Below are 18347 nucleotides of genomic sequence, written 5' to 3'. Positions count from 1 at the left end.
CGAACCATGGCCCCCACCCGGATCCTCCGCGCCAGCGCCGTCCTCGCCCTCGCCGTCATCCCGGTCCTCGCCCCCTCGGTCGCCATGGCCGTGGAACGCCCGGCGACGACGGTCGCTGCGGCCGCCGATGTCGACGACTTCTCGTACGCATCCTGGGATGCGGTCTACGACGTCGGACTCGACGACGATGGCCGGGCGCGCATGCAGGTGACGGAGACGGTGGTCGCCCGCTTCCCCGACGCCGACCAGAACCGCGGCATCGTGCGGGGCCTGGCGACGACGTACAAGGGCGCCGGCATCGACACCCGGGTCATCGCGGTCACCGACGAGGACGGGACCGCGGTCCCGTACGAGACCGAGGAGGACGACGGGACCCTCTTCGTCCTCACCGGGGACGACGACTTCGTCCATGGCCTCACCACCTATGTCATCGAATACGAGATGCGCGACGTCATCGTCGGGAGCGCACCCGACGCGTCCGGTTCCCGCGCCGCGGACGAGTTCTACTGGGACCTCCTCCCCCTCGACAGCACGCAGCCGATCGAGGCGTTCCGGGCCGACATCCGATTCGATGCAGCCCTGAGCAGCCATCTCACCGGGGCGACGAAGTGCTACATCGGTCCTTCCGGTTCCACGGAGCCCTGCGACCTCGAGGGACCGGTCGCAGACGGAGAGGCCACGACTTTCCGCGTCGAGGCCGGACCGCTGCCAGCGGCGGACGGGGTGACGGTGGCCGTCGGCTTCGACCCCGGCACGGTGGTCCAGCCATCCGCGCGGACCCCCGACCCCGTCGCCGATGTCGGGCCGGTGGTCGCCGCCGTCGGCGCCGTGGGTCTCGCGGCGACCGGCTGGGTGGCGACCGTGGCCGCCGACCGACGTCGACGCCGCGCCACCGGGATCATCGTGGCGCAGTACGACGTCCCCGATGACCAGCCGCCCCTGCTCGCCGCGGCGCTCATCCCCGGCGCGAAGGACGTCGTCCCGGCGGAGATCGTCCACCTCGCCGTCCGCGGCACGCTGCGCATCGAGGAAGGGGCGTCGGACGAAGCGCCCCGGCTGCGACGACAGCCCCAGGGCAGCGCGCCGAGTCCCCTCGACCAGGCTGCGCTCGACGCGCTCTTCCCCCACGCGGATGCGGACGGCGTCGTGGACCTGCCGGCCGAGAGCGAGGCCTTCGCGACGCGGATGACCGCGCTGACGACGAAGGGCCAGGAGGAGGCCTCCCGCCGGGGCTTGACGACCAGGGCGCGGAGCCGCGCTGCCGTCATCCTGCAGTCCGTGGCCATCGCCGTCGCGGTGGTGGGTCTCGTCGTCGCCATCGTCGCCGTGGCATCCGGTCGCCTGTCTGCGGGACCCGCGCTTCTGGCCATCTCCGTCGGGACGCTGCTCGTCGCGGCTTCGAGCTTCTTCACCTTCTCTCGGCACACGGTCCTCACTCCGGAGGGAGCGCAGGCGTACGAGCACCTGCAGGGGGTGCGCGAGTTCATCCGCGTCGCGGAGGAGGATCGGTTACGGATGCTGCAGTCCTACACCGGCGCGGAACGGCGCACGGAGGAGGGCGCGGACGTCATCCATGTGTACGAGCGCCTCCTCCCCTACGCGATGCTGTTCGGCATGGAGGATGAGTGGGGCCGGGTGCTCGAGACGGCGTACAGCCGGGAGGCGCACGGCCCGACGTGGATCGGCGACCCCACGTCCTTCGCTCTCCGCACGTCGCTCGTGGCGTTCATGAGCTCCTCCACGGCGGCCGCGACCTACTCGGCCCCGTCCACCGGCACGTCGTCCGGCACCGGCGGCTCGTTCGGCGGAGGCTTCTCCGGGGGCGGCGGTGGCGGCGGCTTCTCCGGCGGACGCTGAGCCGGGGTCACGGCGCGGGCGCGTGATCAGACGAGAGGTGGCGGGTCCGAGGCGTCGCGCAACGCCCGCTCGACGGTCGACTGCACCAAGGCCGACAGGAAGCCGCCCGGATTCTCGACCCCGATCTCCCGGAGCCGCGAGGTCGACTGTCCGATGATCGAACGGGAGAACTCCGTGGCCGTGGCGATCGCGTCGGCATAGGCGGCACGGTCGGCCTCCGCGATGACGACCGGTTCGCACCCCATCTCGACGGCCAGCGCCTGGGCGATCGGAAGCACGGCGGCGGGAGCGGTGACCGCCGCGAATCCTGCCTGCAACTGCCGGAGATCGATCGAGGTCCCGGTGAACGTGATCGCCGGATGCACCGCCAACGGGATGGCGCCGCGCTCCGCCGCCGGGCGCAGGACCTCGATGCCCTGTGCCGGATCGGTGTGGAGGACGAGCTGGCCGATCTGCCACCCGCCGAGCTCGGCGATGCCCGAGACCAGGGCCGACAGCTCAGCGGAAGGGACCGCGAGGATCACCAGTTCGGACCGCCGCACCACCTCCTGCGTCTCCAGCACCGGGACGCCGGGGAGCACCGCCGACGCACGCTCGTCGTCCGACCCGCTGGTGATCCCGACGATCGCGTGCCCGGCCCCGGCCAGCGCCGCGCCGATGACCGGTCCGACCCGCCCCGCGCCGATGATGCCGACGCCGAGACGGCCGTCGCGCACCACGCTCACTCCTCGCGCGGCGCGTCGGTTCGCGCCGGCGGCGCGGGCGGCGCGGTCGGCGCCGGCGGGGCCGAAGGCGCGGTCGTCTGCGGCGCCGGCGGAGCAGGTGGGGGTGCGACCGGGGGCGCCGTGACGGGAGGGGCCGGAGGCGGTGCGACCGGGGGCGCGGTCACCGGAGGCGCCGGCGGCGGCGTCACCGCAGGAGTCCGCACCGGCGGAGCAGGTGGGGCCGCCGAGCCCGGGGATGCGGAGGGCGGCGCGACCGGGGGCGCGGGTGCCACGGACGGGACTGATGCCGGGCCGCCGAACACGGGAGGCGCGGGAGGCATCGGAGCGGCAGGACCGCCGAACTGCGGCGGAGCGGGCGGCGCGACGGGAGCCGCGGCGTGCTCGCTCCACCGGTGGGTGTGGTCGCGGGATGCCGCTTCGGCGGCGGCGATGCTGACCTCGTCGAGCAATGCGAGGGCATCTGCCCGCTCGAGACCCGACAGGAGGCCGGTGATCGGTCCGGGCACGGTGTGCACCTGGGCTCCGGAGACCGCCTGAGCCCGGTCGATCGGCCCCTGACTGAGCGACACACCCTGGAGACGCGCCAGCGGGAAGACCGCGAGCTTGCGCCACACGATGCCGCGGCGCAGCAGCAGTCCGTCCGTCGTCAGCGTGTATCCGTGGCGCTTCCAGGAGACCGGCCGCCGCCACCACGCCCGGCGCGGCATCGTCCGGTAGGGGTCGTTCTCGGCCGGACCGACGACGCCCTGATCCCACAGCGCGGGGATGCTCTCCGCCGGGACGTCGGGCAGCACGAGCGACAGCACGCGCTCGACGTCCGCGCGCTTGCCGACGGGCAGCACGACGTTGAACTGCTGACCGCTGCTCGACGACTGCTGGGCGGCGCTCTTGCCGCTCATCCGGTTGATCTTGATGGTCCACCAGCCGAACGGCCGCCAGAGCAGGGACTGCGACACCTCGACCGCGAAGATACGGCCGGGCGGGAGGGTCTCGGTGACGGTGGTGAGCAGTCCGTAGGTGATGCGCACGCCGTCGGGGGTGGGCGCGATGGAGTACCGCAGCGACTTCGAGATCTGCGCCCAGGTGATACCGACGACCGCGATGAGCATCGGGACGCCCATGCCGAGACCGATGCCGAGGAGGACGATCCCGCCGTCGGGATCCCCGTCGATGAGGACGCCGATCAGGGTGCTGCCGATCGCGATGGCGAAGATCACGCCGAAGAACACCAGCCACAGCAGCCCGGAGATGAGCTGCGAGCCGATCAGTCGGCCGGCGGGGATCTTGACGACGCTCTCGGGCACGACGTCCTGCAGGTCCACTCCGGCGAGCAAGCCGTTGACGCCCTCGTTCATCGAGCCGACGAGCTGTGCGCGCGCGGAGGTCGGAGCGGACCCGTCGGGCGTCGCTGCGCCCTGAGGGTCGAGGGCGGCGTGCCGTGCGGCGCGCGCGCCCGAGGCGAGTCGGAGGATCTCGGCGCGCACCCCCTCGGCCCGCGGCGTCGCCAGGTACTCCAGCGCGACGTTCGCATCCGTGCCCGCGCCTACGACCTCGAGCTTCGCGAGGCCGATGATGCGTGCGGGGAACGGCCGCGTGAGGTTCACGCCCTGCACGCGGTCGAGGGGCGCGCGGCGATGGGAGCGGAAGATGATGCCCTTGCGCACCTCGACGTGGTCGCCGGTGATGCGGAACTGCTGGAAGCGCCAGACGAACCAGAAGACCGCCACGAGCACCACGACGAGCGCCAGGACACCCAGCAGCGCAATCAGGGCGAAGTTGTTCGCGAGCACCCAGTCCACCGGGTCGCCCCCGGTGTAGTCGTCGTAGTGCGCCTCCTCCGGCGCGAACTGCCCGACGAGCCAGGCGATGACCCGGTCGCGCATGTTCGCGATCACGATGCCGCCCACGATGATGAGCGCCAGGCCGCCCTTGAACAGCGGCGTCAGCGGATGCATCCGATGCCATTCGCCGTCCGCGAGGTGCGTCGACGGCGTGCCCGCGGAGGTCTGCCCCGGCGCGGCGGTGGGAAGCTGCGACTCGCTCACAGGCCGGTCCGGCGGGTCTCGGCGACCTGGATCAGCGTGTCGCGCAGCGCCTCGGCCGCCGCCTGGGTGAGGCCGGGGATCTGCACACCGGTGGTCGCCGCCGCGGTGACCATCTTGAGCTGGGAGATGCCGAACGCCCGGTCGAGCGGCCCCTGGGTGATGTCGACGAGCTGCATGCGCCCGTAGGGCACCGCGATCATGCGCTGCCACAGGATGCCCTTGCGGAACACGATGTCGTCCGCCCGCAGCATGTAGCCGATCGCCCGCGCCTGTCGCGGGAGGATGATCAGCGTCACGAGCGTGATGAGGATGATGACCCCGGCCGGGATCCACACCCAGTCCTGCTCGAGCACGATGTTCAGCACGATCGCGGCGGCCACGACGATGGCCAGGAAGATGACGTTCTGCACGATCTGCGACACGACGTAGCGCGGCGAGATCTGGTGCCAGGTGCCGTCGAGCTCGAGGCGGGACTCGTTGCGTGCCGTGCGCAGCCGCGTGTACGTGCCCTGGTCGAGGGCGTCGAGGTCAGTGCCCTCCGCCGGGTTCAGGGGCGCGGTCTCTGGGTTCTGAGTCATCAGGATCCTTCGGCAGGGTGCAGAACTGTTCGGCGACGAGAGCGGCGACGACGAGCACGACCGCACTCGCGATCAGCGCCACCATGGCCACAGTCGACCCTATCGGGGGATCGATGGGGCGCGTGAGGAGGAAGGCCAGCAGCCCGGCGCCGAAGCCGGCCAGGATCGCGCCCAGCAGGCTGGACGCCCGGGCGAGGGTCGCGGCCCGCAGGGCACGGAACGGGTCGATGCGCACCCCGGACCGGACGCTGCGCCGCACCGGCCAGGCCACCCCGAGCGATGCGCCGGCGATGAGGACGAGCAGCACCGGGAGGAACAGGGACGGCGTGAACGTGGCTCGACCGGTCGCCGTGAGCATCTGGTCGAGGATGAACCCCGCACCGGCGCCGACGAGCCCGAGGACGGCGAGCAGCCCGGCAGAGGTGCGCTTCATCCCTCGCCTCGCGCGCGGAGGTCCGCCGCCAGATCAGCGACGCGGCGCCCCGCGAGCTCGGCGTCGGGGGCGACGTCGAGCCAGGGCTCCAGGACGAACAGCCGCTCCGCCGCCCGCGGATGGGGCAACTGGATCCGGGGGTCGTCCGAGACGACGTCGCCGTAGGCGATGAGGTCGAGGTCCAGAGTGCGGTCACCCCATCGCTCGCCGCGGACGCGACCGTTCTCGTCCTCGATGGCGTGCAGCATGCCGAGGAGGATCTCCGGAGCGAGGCGCGTGGTCACCAGAGCCACTGCGTTCACATAGCCGGGGGCGTCGGGATCGGGGCCGTCCACGCGGAGCGCCACCGTCTCGAACAGGCGCGACAGGCGCACGTCGGAGACGAGCGGAAGACGCCCGATTCGTGCCGCCGCAGCGCGGATCGTGTCCTCGCGGTCGCCGAGGTTGGCGCCGAGCGCCACGACCGCCACCGTCTCCGGGCGTGGCGGCCGGGGGCCTGGCACCTCCGGCGGGCGCGTGAGGTTGCGGCTCATGTCGTGATGTCCTCCAGCGACTCCGGCGCCCGCGTCCGGTGCACCGTCACGGCCACGTCACCGAAGGTCAGCGCGATCGGCGCCTGCGGCTTGTGCACCGTCACGGTCACCTGCTGCACGCGGCGGTCGCCGAGGGCGACGTCCGCGATCCGCTCGGCCAGGGTCTCGATGAGGTTCACCGGCTCACCCGACACGACCGCGGCCACGCGCTCCGCGAGCTCGCCGTAGTGGACCGTGTCGGCCACGTCGTCGGAGGCGGCGGCCTGTTCGAGGGAGAGCCGCAGCCGGAGGTCGACCGTGAACTCCTGCCCGTTCTCCCGCTCGTGCGGGTAGACGCCGTGGTGGCCGAATACGGTCAGCCCTGTCAGCACGATCTCGTCGAGGAAGTCCATGCCTCTAGGGTACGGTGACGCTCCGACTCCGCAATCAGCCTTCCCAGGCGCGGGTGATCGCAAGGGCGTCGCGGGTCGCCGCGACGTCGTGCACGCGCACCGCCCAGGCGCCGGCGCGCATCGCGAGCGCACTCGTCACCGCGGTGGCGAGGTCCCGGCGCTCCTCGGAGACGCCGTCACTGCCCGGCGCCGCCGACTGCAGCACGTCGGCGAGGAAGCGCTTGCGCGACGTCCCGACCAGCACGCGGAAGCCGAGGCCCACGATCTCGTCGAGGCCCCGCAGCACATCCCAGTTCTGGCCGCCCGCCTTGGCGAACCCGATACCCGGGTCGACGATCACGCGGGACGGCGCGATGCCGGCGGCCGCCGCCTCCCCGATCCGCTCGCGCAGCTCGCCGGCCACCTCCCGGGCGACACGGCGATAGTCGGCGTTCGCGTACATGTCGGCGGAGAAGCCCCGCCAGTGCCCGATCGCGAAGTCGGCTCCCGACTCCGCCACCGCGGCGCGCATGTCGGGGTCGGCGAGCCCACCGGAGACGTCGTTGACGATGCGCGCCCCCGCACGGACGGCCGCCGCCGCGGTCGACGCGTTGAGGGTGTCGATGCTGACGACGACGCCGGCCGCCGCGAGCTGCTCGACGACGGGAAGGACGCGGCGCTGCTCCTCCTCCACCCCGACGCGCTCCGCGCCCGGCCGGGTCGACTCTCCCCCGACGTCGAGGACGGACGCCCCTTCGGCTCGCAGGCGAAGGCCGTGGGCGACCGCCCGGTCCGCGTCGAGGTAGCGCCCGCCGTCGCTGAACGAGTCGGGCGTGACGTTGACGATGCCCCAGATCCCGGTCATGCGCGCGACGTCCCGCCCCCTGGCACGGTCATGCCGATCAGGGTCACCAGTTCCGCACGTGCCACCGGATCGGTGTAGACCCCGCGCGCCGCGATGGTCAGCGTCGAGGCCTCGGTCTGCCGTCCACCTCGCATCGTCACGCAGCCGTGGCTGGCATCGAGCACGACGAGCACGCCACGGGCATCGAGGTTCTCGGCGATCGTGTCGGCGATCTGCTCGCCCAGCCGCTCCTGCACCTGCGGCCGCGCGGCGAGGATCTCGACGACGCGCACGAGCGCACCGAGACCGACGACCTGCTCGCCCGGAAGGTAGGCGATGTGCGCATGCCCCGCGAAGGGCAGCAGGTGGTGTTCGCACACCGAGCGGAAGCGGATGTCGCGCAGGAGCACCGCGCCGGAGGGCAGGGTGTCCGGCGCCGGCCCGCGGGTCACGCTGATCGTGTGCGCGAGCGGCTCGGCGGGATCCTCCCCCACCCCGGCGAAGAACTCCGCGTACAGCTCGGCCATCCGGGAGGGAGTCTGCTTGATCCCCGGGCGATCGGGGTCCTCGCCGATCGCCTCCAGGAGTTCCCTGGTGAGCCGTTCGACGCGTCCCTTGTCGACGGTCACGTCACGCCGTCGCGGGACGAGGGCTGCCCGCTCCGGCGGAGCCCTGCTGCGGGCGCGGCGGGGTCGTCGGCGCCTCGACGGAGGCGGCGAGCGAGACGTCCTTCTTCGGGACCTCGATCGGCGGCCGCTCCGAGACCGGGCGGTCCTCACTCGACAGCCACAGCGGACGCTCCGGGAGCTTCTTCACCTCGGTGAAGATCTCGGCGATGCGGTTGTGGTCGAGGGTCTCCTCCTCGAGGAGGGCCAGAGCGAGACGGTCGAGGATGTCGCGGTTCTCGCTGAGCACCGCGTACGCCTCGTTGTGCGCCTGCTCGATGAGCGCCCGCACCTCGGCGTCGACGCGCTCCGCGACCTTCTCCGAGTACTCGCGGCCGCGGCCCATGTCGCGGGCGACGAACATGTCGCCGCCCTCGGTGCCGAGCTTGACGGGGCCGACCTGCGTCGTCATGCCGTACTCGATGACCATCTTGCGGGCGATCGAGGTCGCCTTCTCGATGTCGTTCGAGGCACCGGTGGTGGGGTCGTGGAAGACGATCTCCTCGGCGACGCGGCCGCCCATGGCGTAGGTGAGCTGATCCTGCAGCTCGTTCCGGGTCACGGAGTACTTGTCGTCCAGCGGCAACACCATCGTGTAGCCGAGCGCCTTGCCGCGGGGCAGGATCGTGATCTTCGTCACGGGATCTGTGTAGTTCATCGCCGCCGCCGCAAGTGCGTGTCCGCCCTCGTGGTACGCCGTGATGAGCTTCTCCTTGTCCTTCATCACGCGCGTGCGACGCTGCGGACCCGCGATCACACGGTCGATGGCCTCGTCGAGGGCGCGGTTGTCGATGAGCTGCGCGTTCGAGCGGGCCGTGAGCAGCGCGGCCTCGTTGAGCACGTTCGCCAGGTCGGCGCCGGTGAATCCGGGGGTCTTGCGGGCGACGACCTCGAGGTCGACGTTCTTCGAGAGCGGCTTGCCCTTGCTGTGCACCTCGAGGATCTTCTGGCGACCCTTGAGGTCGGGGGCGTCGACGCCGATCTGGCGGTCGAAACGTCCCGGGCGCAGGAGCGCGGGGTCGAGGATGTCGGGACGGTTGGTGGCCGCGATCACGATGACGTTCGCGTTCGGGTCGAAGCCGTCCATCTCGACGAGCATCTGGTTCAGCGTCTGCTCGCGCTCGTCGTTTCCGCCGCCCATGCCGGCGCCGCGGTGGCGACCGACGGCGTCGATCTCGTCGATGAAGATGATGGCCGGAGCGTTCTCCTTGGCCTGGCTGAAGAGGTCGCGCACGCGGGAGGCACCGACGCCGACGAACATCTCGACGAAGTCGGAACCGGAGATCGAGTAGAACGGGGCGCCGGCCTCGCCGGCGACGGCGCGGGCGAGGAGGGTCTTTCCGGTTCCGGGAGGGCCGTACAGCAGCACGCCCTTCGGGATGCGGGCGCCGATGGCCTGGAACTTCGCCGGATCCTGCAGGAACTCCTTGATCTCGTGGAGTTCCTCGATGGCCTCGTCTGCTCCGGCGACGTCCGCGAAGGTGACCGTCGGGGTCTCCTTGTTGACGAGCTTGGCCTTGGACTTGCCGAACTGCATGACCTTGCCGCCGCCGCCCTGCATGGACGACAGGAGCCACCAGAACAGCAGGCCGAGCAGCACGAGGGGAAGCAGCAGCGAGAGGAAGCCGTCGAACCAGGTCGCGCGCGGCACGGCGTCGTTGAAGCCGTCCTTCGGAGCGGCCGCGTCGATCGCGGAGACCACCTCGTCGGCGCGGGCCTCGACGTAGTAGAACTGGACGTTCTCGGAGCCCTCGAACGGCTTCGACAGCGTCATGTCCACGCGCTGATCGCCATCGGTGGTGACGACCTCGGTCACGGTCTTGCCGGAGAGCAGCTCGAGCCCCTCCTGCGTCGTGATCTGCTTCGGCGCGCCGAGGTTGGAGATCAGCAGGAATCCGCCGAAGAGCAGCACGCCGATCAGAGCGACGTAGATCAGCGGATTGCGGGTGAGCTTCTTCACATCCATGGTCGGATCAGCGTATCGCCTCCGTGCTAGGGGGCCGCTGTGCGTTCACCCACGGCGCAACGCTCCCGCAGCTGTCGAAGCGTGAGTCGCTGAGCCTGTCGAAGCGTGGGTCGCTGAGCTTGCCGAAGCGTGGGTCGCTGAGCCTGTCGAAGCGTGGGTCGCTGAGCCTGTCGAAGCGTCAGCTGTACACGTGGGGCGCCAGCACCGCGACGTCCCGGAGGTTGCGGTAGCGCTCGGCGTAGTCGAGCCCGTAGCCGACGACGAATTCCACGGGGATGTCGAAGCCGACGTACTTGCAGTCGATCTCGACCTTCGCGGCCTCCGGTTTGCGCAGCAGCGCGAGCACCTCGATCGACTCCGCACCGCGGGACCCGAAGTTCTCCAGCAGCCAGCTCAGCGTGAGGCCGGAGTCGATGATGTCCTCGACGATGAGCACGTGCTTGCCGTGCAGGTCGGTGTCGAGGTCCTTCCGGATCTGCACGACACCGCTCGACTTCGTACTGGCGCCGTAGCTCGACACCGCCATCCAGTCCATCGGCGCGTGGAACGGCAGTGCGCGTGCGAAGTCGGCCATGACCATGACCGCGCCCTTCAGCACACCGACGAGGAGGAGGTCCTTGCCCTCGTAGTCCTTCGCGACCTGCGCCGCGAGCTCTTCGAGCTTGGCGTTGATCTCCTCCTCGGTGACGAGGATCTGTGCAAGGTCGTCCTGGATCTCCGCGGCGCGCATGGATCGATTTTAGGCGACGCGGCGGTGTGCTCCGGTCGCAGGCGCGTACCCTCCCCTGCGCGACGACACCGCACTACTCTGACGGTGACGCGGGCGCACGCCCCGACGGAAGGAGATCCCCATGGCGACTCACGACATCCTCAGCCAGGTGCCCCTCGACGACATCGCGCAGAAGCTCGGAGTGTCGCGTGACGAGGCCAAGGTCGCGGTCGAGCAGGGCGGCGCCGTGCTCCTCGGCGGACTCGCGAAGAACGCGGAGAGCACCGAGGGATCGGCGGCCATCGAGAAGGCCCTGGGCAAGCACCGCGGTGCGTCGAGCCCGGCGACGGTCGACGACATCGACCAGGAGGACGGCGAGAAGATCGTCTCCCACATCCTCGGCGGGAAGGAGAAGGAGGTCACCAAGGAGCTGACCGAGTCGAAGGCGACCCCGGGCATCGACTTCGGGAAGCTCCTCCCCATCCTCGCGCCGATCGTGATGGGTCTCATCGCCAACGCGACCAAGGACAAGACGGCGAAGGCGGATGCGGGCACGGAGGGCTCCGGCGGGATCGGCGACGTCATCGGCGGCATCCTCGGCGGCGGCGACTCCGGCTCCGGCGGCGGGTTGGGTGACGTGCTGGGTGGCCTCCTCGGCGGCAGCAAGAGCGGCTCCGGGGGCGGCATCGACCTCGGCGGCATCCTCGGCGGCCTCTTCGGCGGCAAGAAGTAGGACGTGACGCCGCTGCGGCCCGCGATTCAGCGGGTCGCAGCGGTGAACACGATTCGGCCGCCCTGGCGCACGGCGGCGCACCCCGGCAGGTCGATCGGCCCTTGACCCGACCAGTCGGTCACGAGGCGGGCGACCTCGATCGTCTGCGCACGGCTCAGGCTCGCCCCGAACTCGCTGTCGACCACGAGACGGATGATGCGGTTGCGCAACGCGGCGGGGTTGGCGGCGAGCGCGGCGACGCTCACGGAGATCCCGGCCTCGGCATGCTCGACGATGTCCTCGATCGTCTCGTGGATCATCTCGTCGAACGCCTCCGCGTCCTCCCGGAGCTGCTCGGCGGTGCGAGCCAGCGCCTCGGCGATGCCCGGGCCGAGCTGCGTCTCCAGCACGGGGAGCACGTGGTGACGCACCCGCACCCGCGTATAGCGGTCGTCGGTGTTGTGGGGGTCTTCCCACGGCTGCAGCTCCGTCGCGGCGCAGAAGGCGCGGGTGGTCTCGCGGCGCACGCCGAGCAGAGGGCGCAGCCAGCGGAGGCCGTGGTCGTCCTCCCGATCCGGCGCCATCCCCTGCAGGCTCGTCGCCCCGGAGCCGCGGGCGAGCCCGAGGAGGACGGTCTCCGCCTGATCGTCGAGGGTGTGGCCGAGCAGGACCGCCCGCGCGCCGATATCACCCGCCGCGTCCCGGAGCACGCGGTACCGCGCATCCCGCGCGGCCGCCTCCGGACCGCCGTCGCCGTCGACCTCGACACGGACGACGAGCGCCTCGAGCCCGAGCTGTCCGGCGATGCGTGCCGTCTCGGCGGCGACCTCGGCGGATCCCTGCTGCAGACCGTGGTCGACGGTGACCGCGGTCGCACGCACCCCGCGTTTCGCGGCCTCGAACGCGGTGGCCGCCGCCAGCGCGAGCGAATCGGCGCCGCCGGAGACCCCGACGACGACGGTCGAGCCCTCGGGCAGATCGGCGAGCGCGGTGCGCACGGCGAGGCGGATCTCGGCGACGGCGGGGGCGAGGGAAGGCATCCCTCCACGCTAGGGCACCGTCTCGTCCGTCACGGTCGAATCCGCGGCCCCCGAGTAGGCTGGTCCGCGGCATCCAACCGATCTTCCTGAGGAGCACACGCATGGGCGCACACGACGCCGTCATCGAGATCCCGCGCGGCAGCCGCGTGAAGTACGAGGTCGACCACGAGACCGGGCGAGTGCACCTCGACCGCGTGCTCTACACGACCTTCGGCTACCCGGCCGACTACGGCTACTTCGACAACACGCTCGGCGAGGACGGCGACCCGCTCGACGTGCTCGTGCTGCTGGACCACGCCATCTACCCGGGCGTCGTCGTCGAGGTCCGCCCCGTCGCGGTGCTGAAGATGAGCGACGAGGCCGGCGGAGACGACAAGCTCGTCGCCGTGCTCTCGAAGGACCCGCGCTGGGCCCACATCCAGGACATCGACGACATCGCCGAGTACACGAAGAAGGAGATCGCACACTTCTTCGAGCACTACAAGGACCTCGAGCCCAACAAGTGGGTCAAGGTCGACGAGTGGGGCAACGCCGCCGAGGCGCAGCGCATCCTCGACGAGGCGATCGTCCGCTTCGGCGAGCAGGGCCACTGACCCCAGATCGCCGACCTCACCTGGGTCCCTGACCTCATGGGTCACTGACCTTCACTGGGTCGCTGACCTTCACTGGTCGCTGACCTCATATGGGTCGCTGAGCCTGTCGAAGCGAAGACCCCCGGACGCCATGCGTCCGGGGGTCTTCCGCTGTCCAGCCGTCCGTCAGACGGAGATGCCCTTGCCCGCCATGAAGTCGATGGGGTTCGTGTAGCGGCCGTTGATGTAGACCTCGAAGTGCAGGTGGCAGCCGAAGGAACCGCCGGTGTTGCCCGCATACGCGATGACCTGGCCGGCCCGCACCCACTGGCCGTTCCGGACGGCGAAGCCGCCGGGCTTGATATGCGCGTATCCGGTGGCGATGCCGCCGCCGTGCTGGATCCGGACGTAGTTGCCGTACCCGCCGTTGTAGAAGGCCGCGTCCACCGTGCCCGAGTGCGCCGCGTAGATCGCCGCGCCGCAGCCGTTGGCGTTGCACTGCTGCGAGCGGGGGCCGTAGCCGGAGCTGCGGTAGCCGCCGTGCGGACGCACCCAGCCCCCGCTCCCCGGCGTCCCGCCGCCGCCGCTGTTGCCGCCGGCGTTCGCGGCGGCCTCGGCGGCTTCGCGGCGCTTGCGCTCCTTCTCGCGCTCCTCGACACCCTTCTGGTAGCCGGCGACGGTGGTCGCGGTGGTGTCCTTCAGCGCGGCGAGCTGCGCCTGCATGGTGGCGAGGTTCGAGGACTGCTCGTCGAGCGCGGCCTGCGCGGCGTCGGCGGCCTGCTGCGCCGCGACCATCTTCTCTTCGGCGATCTTCTGCAGGCGGTCGCGCTCGTCACGCGCGACGACGGCCTGATCGCTGAGGGATTGCGCGGAGTTCCGCGCGGCGACCGCGTCGTTGTAGACGGTCTTGTTGTATTCGAGGAGCTTGTCCATGGAGCCGAGGCGGGCGAGGAGTTCGTCAGCGTTGGCGGCGGAATCCGCGAAGAACAGCTCCAGCGAGGTGTCGTCACCGCCGTTGCGGTAGAGCTGGGCGGCGACCTGGCCGGCCTTGCGCGCGGACTCGTCGGCGACGGCGGCCTGCGCGTCCGCCTTCTCCTGCAGGGAGTCGGCCTCGGCGATCGCGGCGAAGTAGGCCTGCTGCGCGTTGTAGAACTCGGTCGAGGCGACCTCGGCGGCGGCCTGCGTCTCGGAGACCTTCTGCGTGAGCGACTGGATCAGCCCCTCGATGCGCTTCACCTCTGCGGCTTTGGAGGCCTCGTTCTGCTTGGCCTTCTGCACGTCGTCCCAGCTCGGATACGACGCGGCGTGCGCGGCCGTGACACCGGACGAGATGCCGAACGCGCTGAGGGCGACGACGCTGAGCGCGCCGAGTCCGAGAGCGCCGCGGCGGCTGATCCCGTCGCGGAAGAGGGTACGGCGCTCCGTCGGGGTGGGCGCACACCCGCAGTCCGCGGATGCCGCGAGTGCCGCATCCTGCGTGGTCTTCTCGTTCACACGGCCCCTTCCGCCGGTTTCACAGATGCCACAGTAACAACAACTTTCACACCAGCACCAGACTCCTGGAACGGCTCGAACGGCATCCCCGACTCCACCATCGTCCCGCTCGAACACGCCCGGGGGAAGCGGGTTCCGGCCTCGATTCGCGATTTGCCCGGATGATCCCTTATGCTTGAGCGTCGGCAAGGAAGTCCCCCGGGACTGACTCGGCCCCATCGTTTAGCGGCCTAGGACGCCGCCCTTTCACGGCGGTAGCACGGGTTCGAATCCCGTTGGGGTCACTCCATCCGATACAATTGAAAACACCAGTATGGCCCTGTAGCGCAGTTGGTTAGCGTGCCGCCCTGTCACGGCGGAGGTCGCGGGTTCAAGTCCCGTCAGGGTCGCTCCGTGCGACGAGCTCTTTCTTCGGAGAGGGCTCTTCGTCTAGGACGCGGCAGCATCATCGCCGCGCGGCTCTGTAGCTCAGTTGGTAGAGCGTTCGACTGAAAATCGAAAGGTCACCGGATCGATGCCGGTCGGAGCCACACGGCTGATCATTACAATCAGCCCAGAAACCCTCGCCTAGCTTCTACATGGCGGGGGTTTTGCTTTCCCCCGCGGCGACCGCGTGCGGCAGCGCGTGGGTCACGAGGCTCACGAGGAATTTCCCCGGCTCCTCGAACATGCACAGGTGTGCGGAGTTCTCGAACCAGACGACGTGCGTCGCGGGCGCCGTCACGGTCTCCAGCCAGCGGGCCACCGGTCCGGTGGGCGTCGTCCAGTCGTGTCGTCCGAGGAACTGGAGCATCGGCACCTCGAACGCCGTCTGATCGCGGGCGTCGAAGCCGAGCAGGGCCGGCAGCACCTCGGGCATGGTCGCGCGCTGCCCGACACCGATGAGGCTCAGGTCGGCGTCCGTGTAATACGGGGACAGCTCCTGCGAGTCGGTGAAGTAGGCGAAGTCGGAGCGATACGCCGAGAGGCCGCCGTAGTACTGCGCCCACCTCCGGCAGGTCACGATGCGTTCGACGGTCAACGGCTCCTCACCGGGGTACTCCCCGAGCGCCTGCAACTCGGAGATCGCCTGCTCGTTCCGGTCCGCGACAGCACTCTGCATCGCGTGGCGGAAGCTCGCCACCTCGTTCTCGGGTCTGGAGATGACCTGCCCGACGCCGATATACGCCCACAGCAGGTCGGGGCACCGCTGGGCCAGAGTGAGACCGAGGACCGTCCCCCAGCTGTGCCCGAGGACTCCGACCTTGTGCACGCCGAGCTCCCGCTGGAGCCACGCGATCAGCTCCGCGAGATCGTCGACGTACCGGTCGACGCTGAGGTCCATGCCTTCGGATACTGCGCTCGCGGACTTGCCGCTCGCGCGCTGGTCGTAGTTGACGACCGTGAAGTACTCCTCCACGCCTCGTTGCCAGATCCACGACGAGGGCAGCGACGGCAGGGCCGGGCCGCCATGGCAGACGACGAGCACGGGGTTCCGTGTGCTGCGCCCGCGGATCGAGACGAACTGGGAGACACCGCCGAGGTCGACGTACGCCGTCCTGTCGATCGACTCCGGGTTCGGGATCCGGCAGAGATCCGCGATCACTGCGCGGCCGAGGTCGTCACTCATATCGATCACCATAGGAGAATCACACCGGCGGAACGTCACCCGAGCGCGCGCTGCCACACATCCCGATGCGCGGTGACGTAGTCGAGCACCGCCTTCCAGTGCGCCCCGTGACCCGTGCGGTACATCGTCCCCCACGGCTCGCGTCCCGCCTCCGCGGACGAGCGCAGCAGATCGAGCATCGCCTGCGTGCGCTGGCGCATCATGTCCGGAAGCTCCGCGCGCAGCTCCTCGTCGGCACCGTATCCGTCGACGAAGGCCGCCAGGTCGTCGGCGGAGCGCTGCGGGTCGCGGGCCGGATCCGGAAGCGCGAACGTCTGCGCGGAGAAGGCGAGGTCCCAGGACCGGGTGCTCGGGGCGGCGCCGTCCCAGTCGATGAAGACCCAGCGGTCGCCGAGCATCAGGTTCCACGGCGCCAGGTCGTTGTGGCAGATGAGCTCCTGCGCCGGCGCTGACAGGGGAGGTTCCCAGACCGCATCGGTGGCGGGGACATGGCGCGCCGACACGTCATGGATCCGCCGGACCATCCCGCCCACGCGGCCGAGCTCGGCGGCGGAGAGCGGTGCGGAGTCCATCGCGAGCGTGCCGGGGACGAACTCGATGATCTGCCGCCCCTGCGCGTCTCTACCGCGCGGCTCGGGCGCATCCACTTCGCGGTCCCGCATCGCCTGCACATAGGCGATCACGTGCGGAGTCGCGGCCGTCCACGCCTTCCGGACGGTGTCCCCGACCCGCACGACGGGTCCGCTCGCGTTGCCGCCCTCGAGGACTTCCTCCCGCATCCTCCGAGGCTATCGGAGGCACCTCCGGGAGAGATCACTCCCGATGATGACGAGGGATACCTCCCCCGACGGACGCCGTTCGCCGCGCCCGTGAGCAGAGTGGAATCATGACACGACGCACCCTCCTCCCCGCTGCCGCCCTGCTCCTCGGTGGCACCCTGCTGCTCGGCGGATGCGCCGCCGTGGAGGGTCTCGTGCACAAGCAGTCGACCAGGACGTTCGATGACGTCGACGCCTTCCGCGCGGACGCGCCGGTCGATGCGGACTGGGTTCCGGAAGACGCGACCACGCTCACGCTCCGGACGTCGACGATCGAGGACGCCGACGACGCCGTCCTCCTGTTGGCGAGCACGGCCAAACTGCCGGAGGACTGCGTGGAGACGGAGCGCACCTCTGCCCCGACCTGGACTCTGGACGATGCCCCCTCCGCGTACGAGGCGAGCACCGTCTTCGTCTGCGGCGACTGGAGCGTCATCCCGTCCGACGACGGCTGGTTCGGATGGACGCCGAACTCCGACGAGGAGAAGACCGCCGCCCGAAGCTGACGCTCAGAGGCCGTCGAGGGCCTCGCGCGCTGCCTGCACGGCCTTGGCAGCGGTGTCCTTCTTCTCCACGGCCACGGTGCGCCTCTTCTCCGCGGCGGGACGGTCGCGGTCGACGCGGTCGGCCTCCTGACGCAGCTGCTCCAGCTGCGCTTCCAGCTCGGCGATTCCGTCGGCCAGCTCCTCGGCGCGGTCGTGCAGCGCCTGCACCGCCTCGTCCTCCTTCGCGAGGGCGCGCTCCGCCGCCGCGAGGTCCTTCTCCGCAGCAGCCACCCGACGTTCCGCGTCCCGACGTTTCCGGCGCTCCTGCAGTTCGTCCGGTGGACGCGGGGGTTGGGGCTGCAGTGCGGGGAGCGTTCCGGCCACCGCGTCGCGGATGTCGTCCGCCGTGCCCGAAGGTTCCAACGTCCGCACGAGACGTCCGGACGCCACGGCGGCCGCCGCGTCCGGGTCGAAGAACGCCGCGGAGATCGTCTGCTCGACCGCATCCCGCGTCGCCGCCGTCACTCGTTCTCCGCGGGAGCCCGCGAGGTCCGCGGCGGTCTCGGCGAGCCGCCGGGTCAGCGCGCGCCGCTCCCGGCCGAGCTTCGCCAACGCCGCAGCGTCCAGATCCGCCTGCGCCTCGCGCAGCTCCGCCGCCAGCGCCAGGGCCTCCCCGAGCTGCGCGGCACGCTCCTGCGCGAAGACGTTGACGACCCAAGCAGCCACTGCCGGCTTGCGCAGCGCCTTCACCTCCGCGGCGAGCGCACGATCGTCGAGGTCTTTCGCCCGCGCATTCCGGGCGGCGGTGAACTCCTCGGGCGGCCCGGCGTAGAGCGCCGCCGCGATGTCATCGAGGGTCGGAGCGGCCATGCGCCCACGATACGCGTCGGC

19 protein-coding genes and 3 tRNA genes are annotated in these 18347 nt (G+C 70.7%); 7 read left to right on the top strand and 15 right to left on the bottom strand.

What is annotated here, in order from left to right; all coding sequences use genetic code 11:
• Positions 1–6: 6 nt before the first annotated feature.
• Positions 7–1857, top strand: a complete 1851-nt coding sequence (locus tag AB0310_RS12800) for a DUF2207 domain-containing protein (RefSeq protein ID WP_366237385.1) — start codon at positions 7–9, stop codon at positions 1855–1857.
• A 26-nt stretch (positions 1858–1883) separates the two neighbouring features.
• Here the strand turns inward: AB0310_RS12800 and AB0310_RS12795 are convergent, their stop codons facing one another.
• From AB0310_RS12795 to hpt, 10 genes are all read right to left on the bottom strand, one after another.
• Positions 1884–2576: a DUF2520 domain-containing protein gene (locus AB0310_RS12795; protein ID WP_259953614.1), complete on the bottom strand. Its 693-nt coding sequence runs from the start codon at positions 2574–2576 to the stop codon at positions 1884–1886.
• A gap of 2 nt (positions 2577–2578) precedes the next feature.
• A complete protein-coding gene (locus AB0310_RS12790) occupies positions 2579–4627 on the bottom strand; it encodes a PH domain-containing protein (protein ID WP_366237384.1) in 2049 nt (682 codons plus the stop codon).
• Complete coding sequence (locus AB0310_RS12785; protein ID WP_366237383.1) at positions 4624–5205, bottom strand: PH domain-containing protein; 582 nt, start codon at positions 5203–5205, stop codon at positions 4624–4626. Before AB0310_RS12785 ends, AB0310_RS12790 begins: the two co-directional genes overlap by 4 nt.
• Positions 5156–5638, bottom strand: a complete 483-nt coding sequence (locus AB0310_RS12780) for a DUF3180 domain-containing protein (protein WP_187663219.1) — start codon at positions 5636–5638, stop codon at positions 5156–5158. The genes AB0310_RS12785 and AB0310_RS12780 overlap by 50 nt, the downstream gene beginning before the upstream one ends.
• Positions 5635–6171, bottom strand: coding sequence for a 2-amino-4-hydroxy-6-hydroxymethyldihydropteridine diphosphokinase (gene folK, locus AB0310_RS12775; protein WP_187663218.1), 537 nt, complete (start codon positions 6169–6171; stop codon positions 5635–5637). The genes AB0310_RS12780 and folK overlap by 4 nt, the downstream gene beginning before the upstream one ends.
• Complete coding sequence (folB, locus tag AB0310_RS12770; protein WP_187663217.1) at positions 6168–6563, bottom strand: dihydroneopterin aldolase; 396 nt, start codon at positions 6561–6563, stop codon at positions 6168–6170. The genes folK and folB overlap by 4 nt, the downstream gene beginning before the upstream one ends.
• A 34-nt stretch (positions 6564–6597) precedes the next feature.
• A complete protein-coding gene (gene folP / locus AB0310_RS12765; protein ID WP_187663216.1) occupies positions 6598–7407 on the bottom strand; it encodes a dihydropteroate synthase in 810 nt (269 codons plus the stop codon).
• The gene (folE, locus tag AB0310_RS12760) at positions 7404–8015 is read right to left on the bottom strand and encodes a GTP cyclohydrolase I (protein ID WP_187663215.1); all 612 of its coding nucleotides are present in this window, start codon (positions 8013–8015) and stop codon (positions 7404–7406) included. The genes folP and folE overlap by 4 nt, the downstream gene beginning before the upstream one ends.
• A gap of 1 nt (position 8016) precedes the next feature.
• Entirely contained in the window at positions 8017–10017 is a 2001-nt protein-coding gene (gene ftsH, locus AB0310_RS12755; protein ID WP_187663214.1) for an ATP-dependent zinc metalloprotease FtsH, read from the bottom strand.
• Positions 10018–10195: 178 nt separating this feature from the next.
• On the bottom strand, positions 10196–10747 hold the full coding sequence (hpt, locus tag AB0310_RS12750) for a hypoxanthine phosphoribosyltransferase (protein ID WP_187663213.1): 552 nt from the start codon (positions 10745–10747) through the stop codon (positions 10196–10198).
• 121 nt (positions 10748–10868) lie between these two features.
• On the opposite strand from hpt, the gene AB0310_RS12745 reads away from it, so the two are divergent.
• Entirely contained in the window at positions 10869–11459 is a 591-nt protein-coding gene (locus AB0310_RS12745; RefSeq protein ID WP_268777645.1) for a DUF937 domain-containing protein, read from the top strand.
• 26 nt (positions 11460–11485) lie between these two features.
• On the opposite strand, the gene tilS is transcribed toward AB0310_RS12745, so the two are convergent.
• A complete protein-coding gene (gene tilS, locus AB0310_RS12740) occupies positions 11486–12478 on the bottom strand; it encodes a tRNA lysidine(34) synthetase TilS (RefSeq protein ID WP_366237382.1) in 993 nt (330 codons plus the stop codon).
• Between the two features lie 101 nt (positions 12479–12579).
• Here tilS and AB0310_RS12735 point away from each other — a divergent pair, with 101 nt between their 5' ends.
• Complete coding sequence (locus AB0310_RS12735) at positions 12580–13071, top strand: inorganic diphosphatase (protein WP_017204665.1); 492 nt, start codon at positions 12580–12582, stop codon at positions 13069–13071.
• A 165-nt stretch (positions 13072–13236) separates the two neighbouring features.
• On the opposite strand, the gene AB0310_RS12730 is transcribed toward AB0310_RS12735, so the two are convergent.
• Positions 13237–14544 (bottom strand): M23 family metallopeptidase, encoded by a 1308-nt coding sequence (locus AB0310_RS12730; protein ID WP_366237381.1) that lies wholly within the window; start codon positions 14542–14544, stop codon positions 13237–13239.
• A gap of 211 nt (positions 14545–14755) precedes the next feature.
• On the opposite strand from AB0310_RS12730, the gene AB0310_RS12725 reads away from it, so the two are divergent.
• From AB0310_RS12725 to AB0310_RS12715, 3 genes are all read left to right on the top strand, one after another.
• A tRNA-Glu gene (locus tag AB0310_RS12725) sits at positions 14756–14828 on the top strand.
• 31 nt (positions 14829–14859) lie between these two features.
• Positions 14860–14933 (top strand) — tRNA-Asp (locus tag AB0310_RS12720).
• Between the two features lie 68 nt (positions 14934–15001).
• Positions 15002–15074: transfer RNA gene (locus AB0310_RS12715), tRNA-Phe, on the top strand.
• Positions 15075–15118: 44 nt separating this feature from the next.
• Here the strand turns inward: AB0310_RS12715 and AB0310_RS12710 are convergent.
• Both AB0310_RS12710 and AB0310_RS12705 read right to left on the bottom strand, forming a co-directional pair.
• Positions 15119–16153, bottom strand: coding sequence for an alpha/beta hydrolase (locus tag AB0310_RS12710; protein WP_366237380.1), 1035 nt, complete (start codon positions 16151–16153; stop codon positions 15119–15121).
• Positions 16154–16188: 35 nt separating this feature from the next.
• On the bottom strand, positions 16189–16932 hold the full coding sequence (locus AB0310_RS12705) for a phosphotransferase (RefSeq protein ID WP_268777649.1): 744 nt from the start codon (positions 16930–16932) through the stop codon (positions 16189–16191).
• A 107-nt stretch (positions 16933–17039) separates the two neighbouring features.
• Here AB0310_RS12705 and AB0310_RS12700 point away from each other — a divergent pair, with 107 nt between their 5' ends.
• Positions 17040–17477 (top strand): hypothetical protein, encoded by a 438-nt coding sequence (locus AB0310_RS12700; RefSeq protein WP_268777651.1) that lies wholly within the window; start codon positions 17040–17042, stop codon positions 17475–17477.
• 3 nt (positions 17478–17480) lie between these two features.
• Here AB0310_RS12700 and AB0310_RS12695 read toward each other — a convergent pair whose 3' ends face one another.
• A complete protein-coding gene (locus tag AB0310_RS12695) occupies positions 17481–18326 on the bottom strand; it encodes a transposase (protein ID WP_268777652.1) in 846 nt (281 codons plus the stop codon).
• Positions 18327–18347 lie beyond the last annotated feature (21 nt).

The organism is Microbacterium meiriae (genome assembly GCF_040702565.1).
Lineage (GTDB): Bacteria > Actinomycetota > Actinomycetes > Actinomycetales > Microbacteriaceae > Microbacterium > Microbacterium meiriae.
The sequence above is the reverse complement of the archived record's forward strand: the minus strand, read 5'-3'. Positions and strand labels throughout refer to the sequence as shown.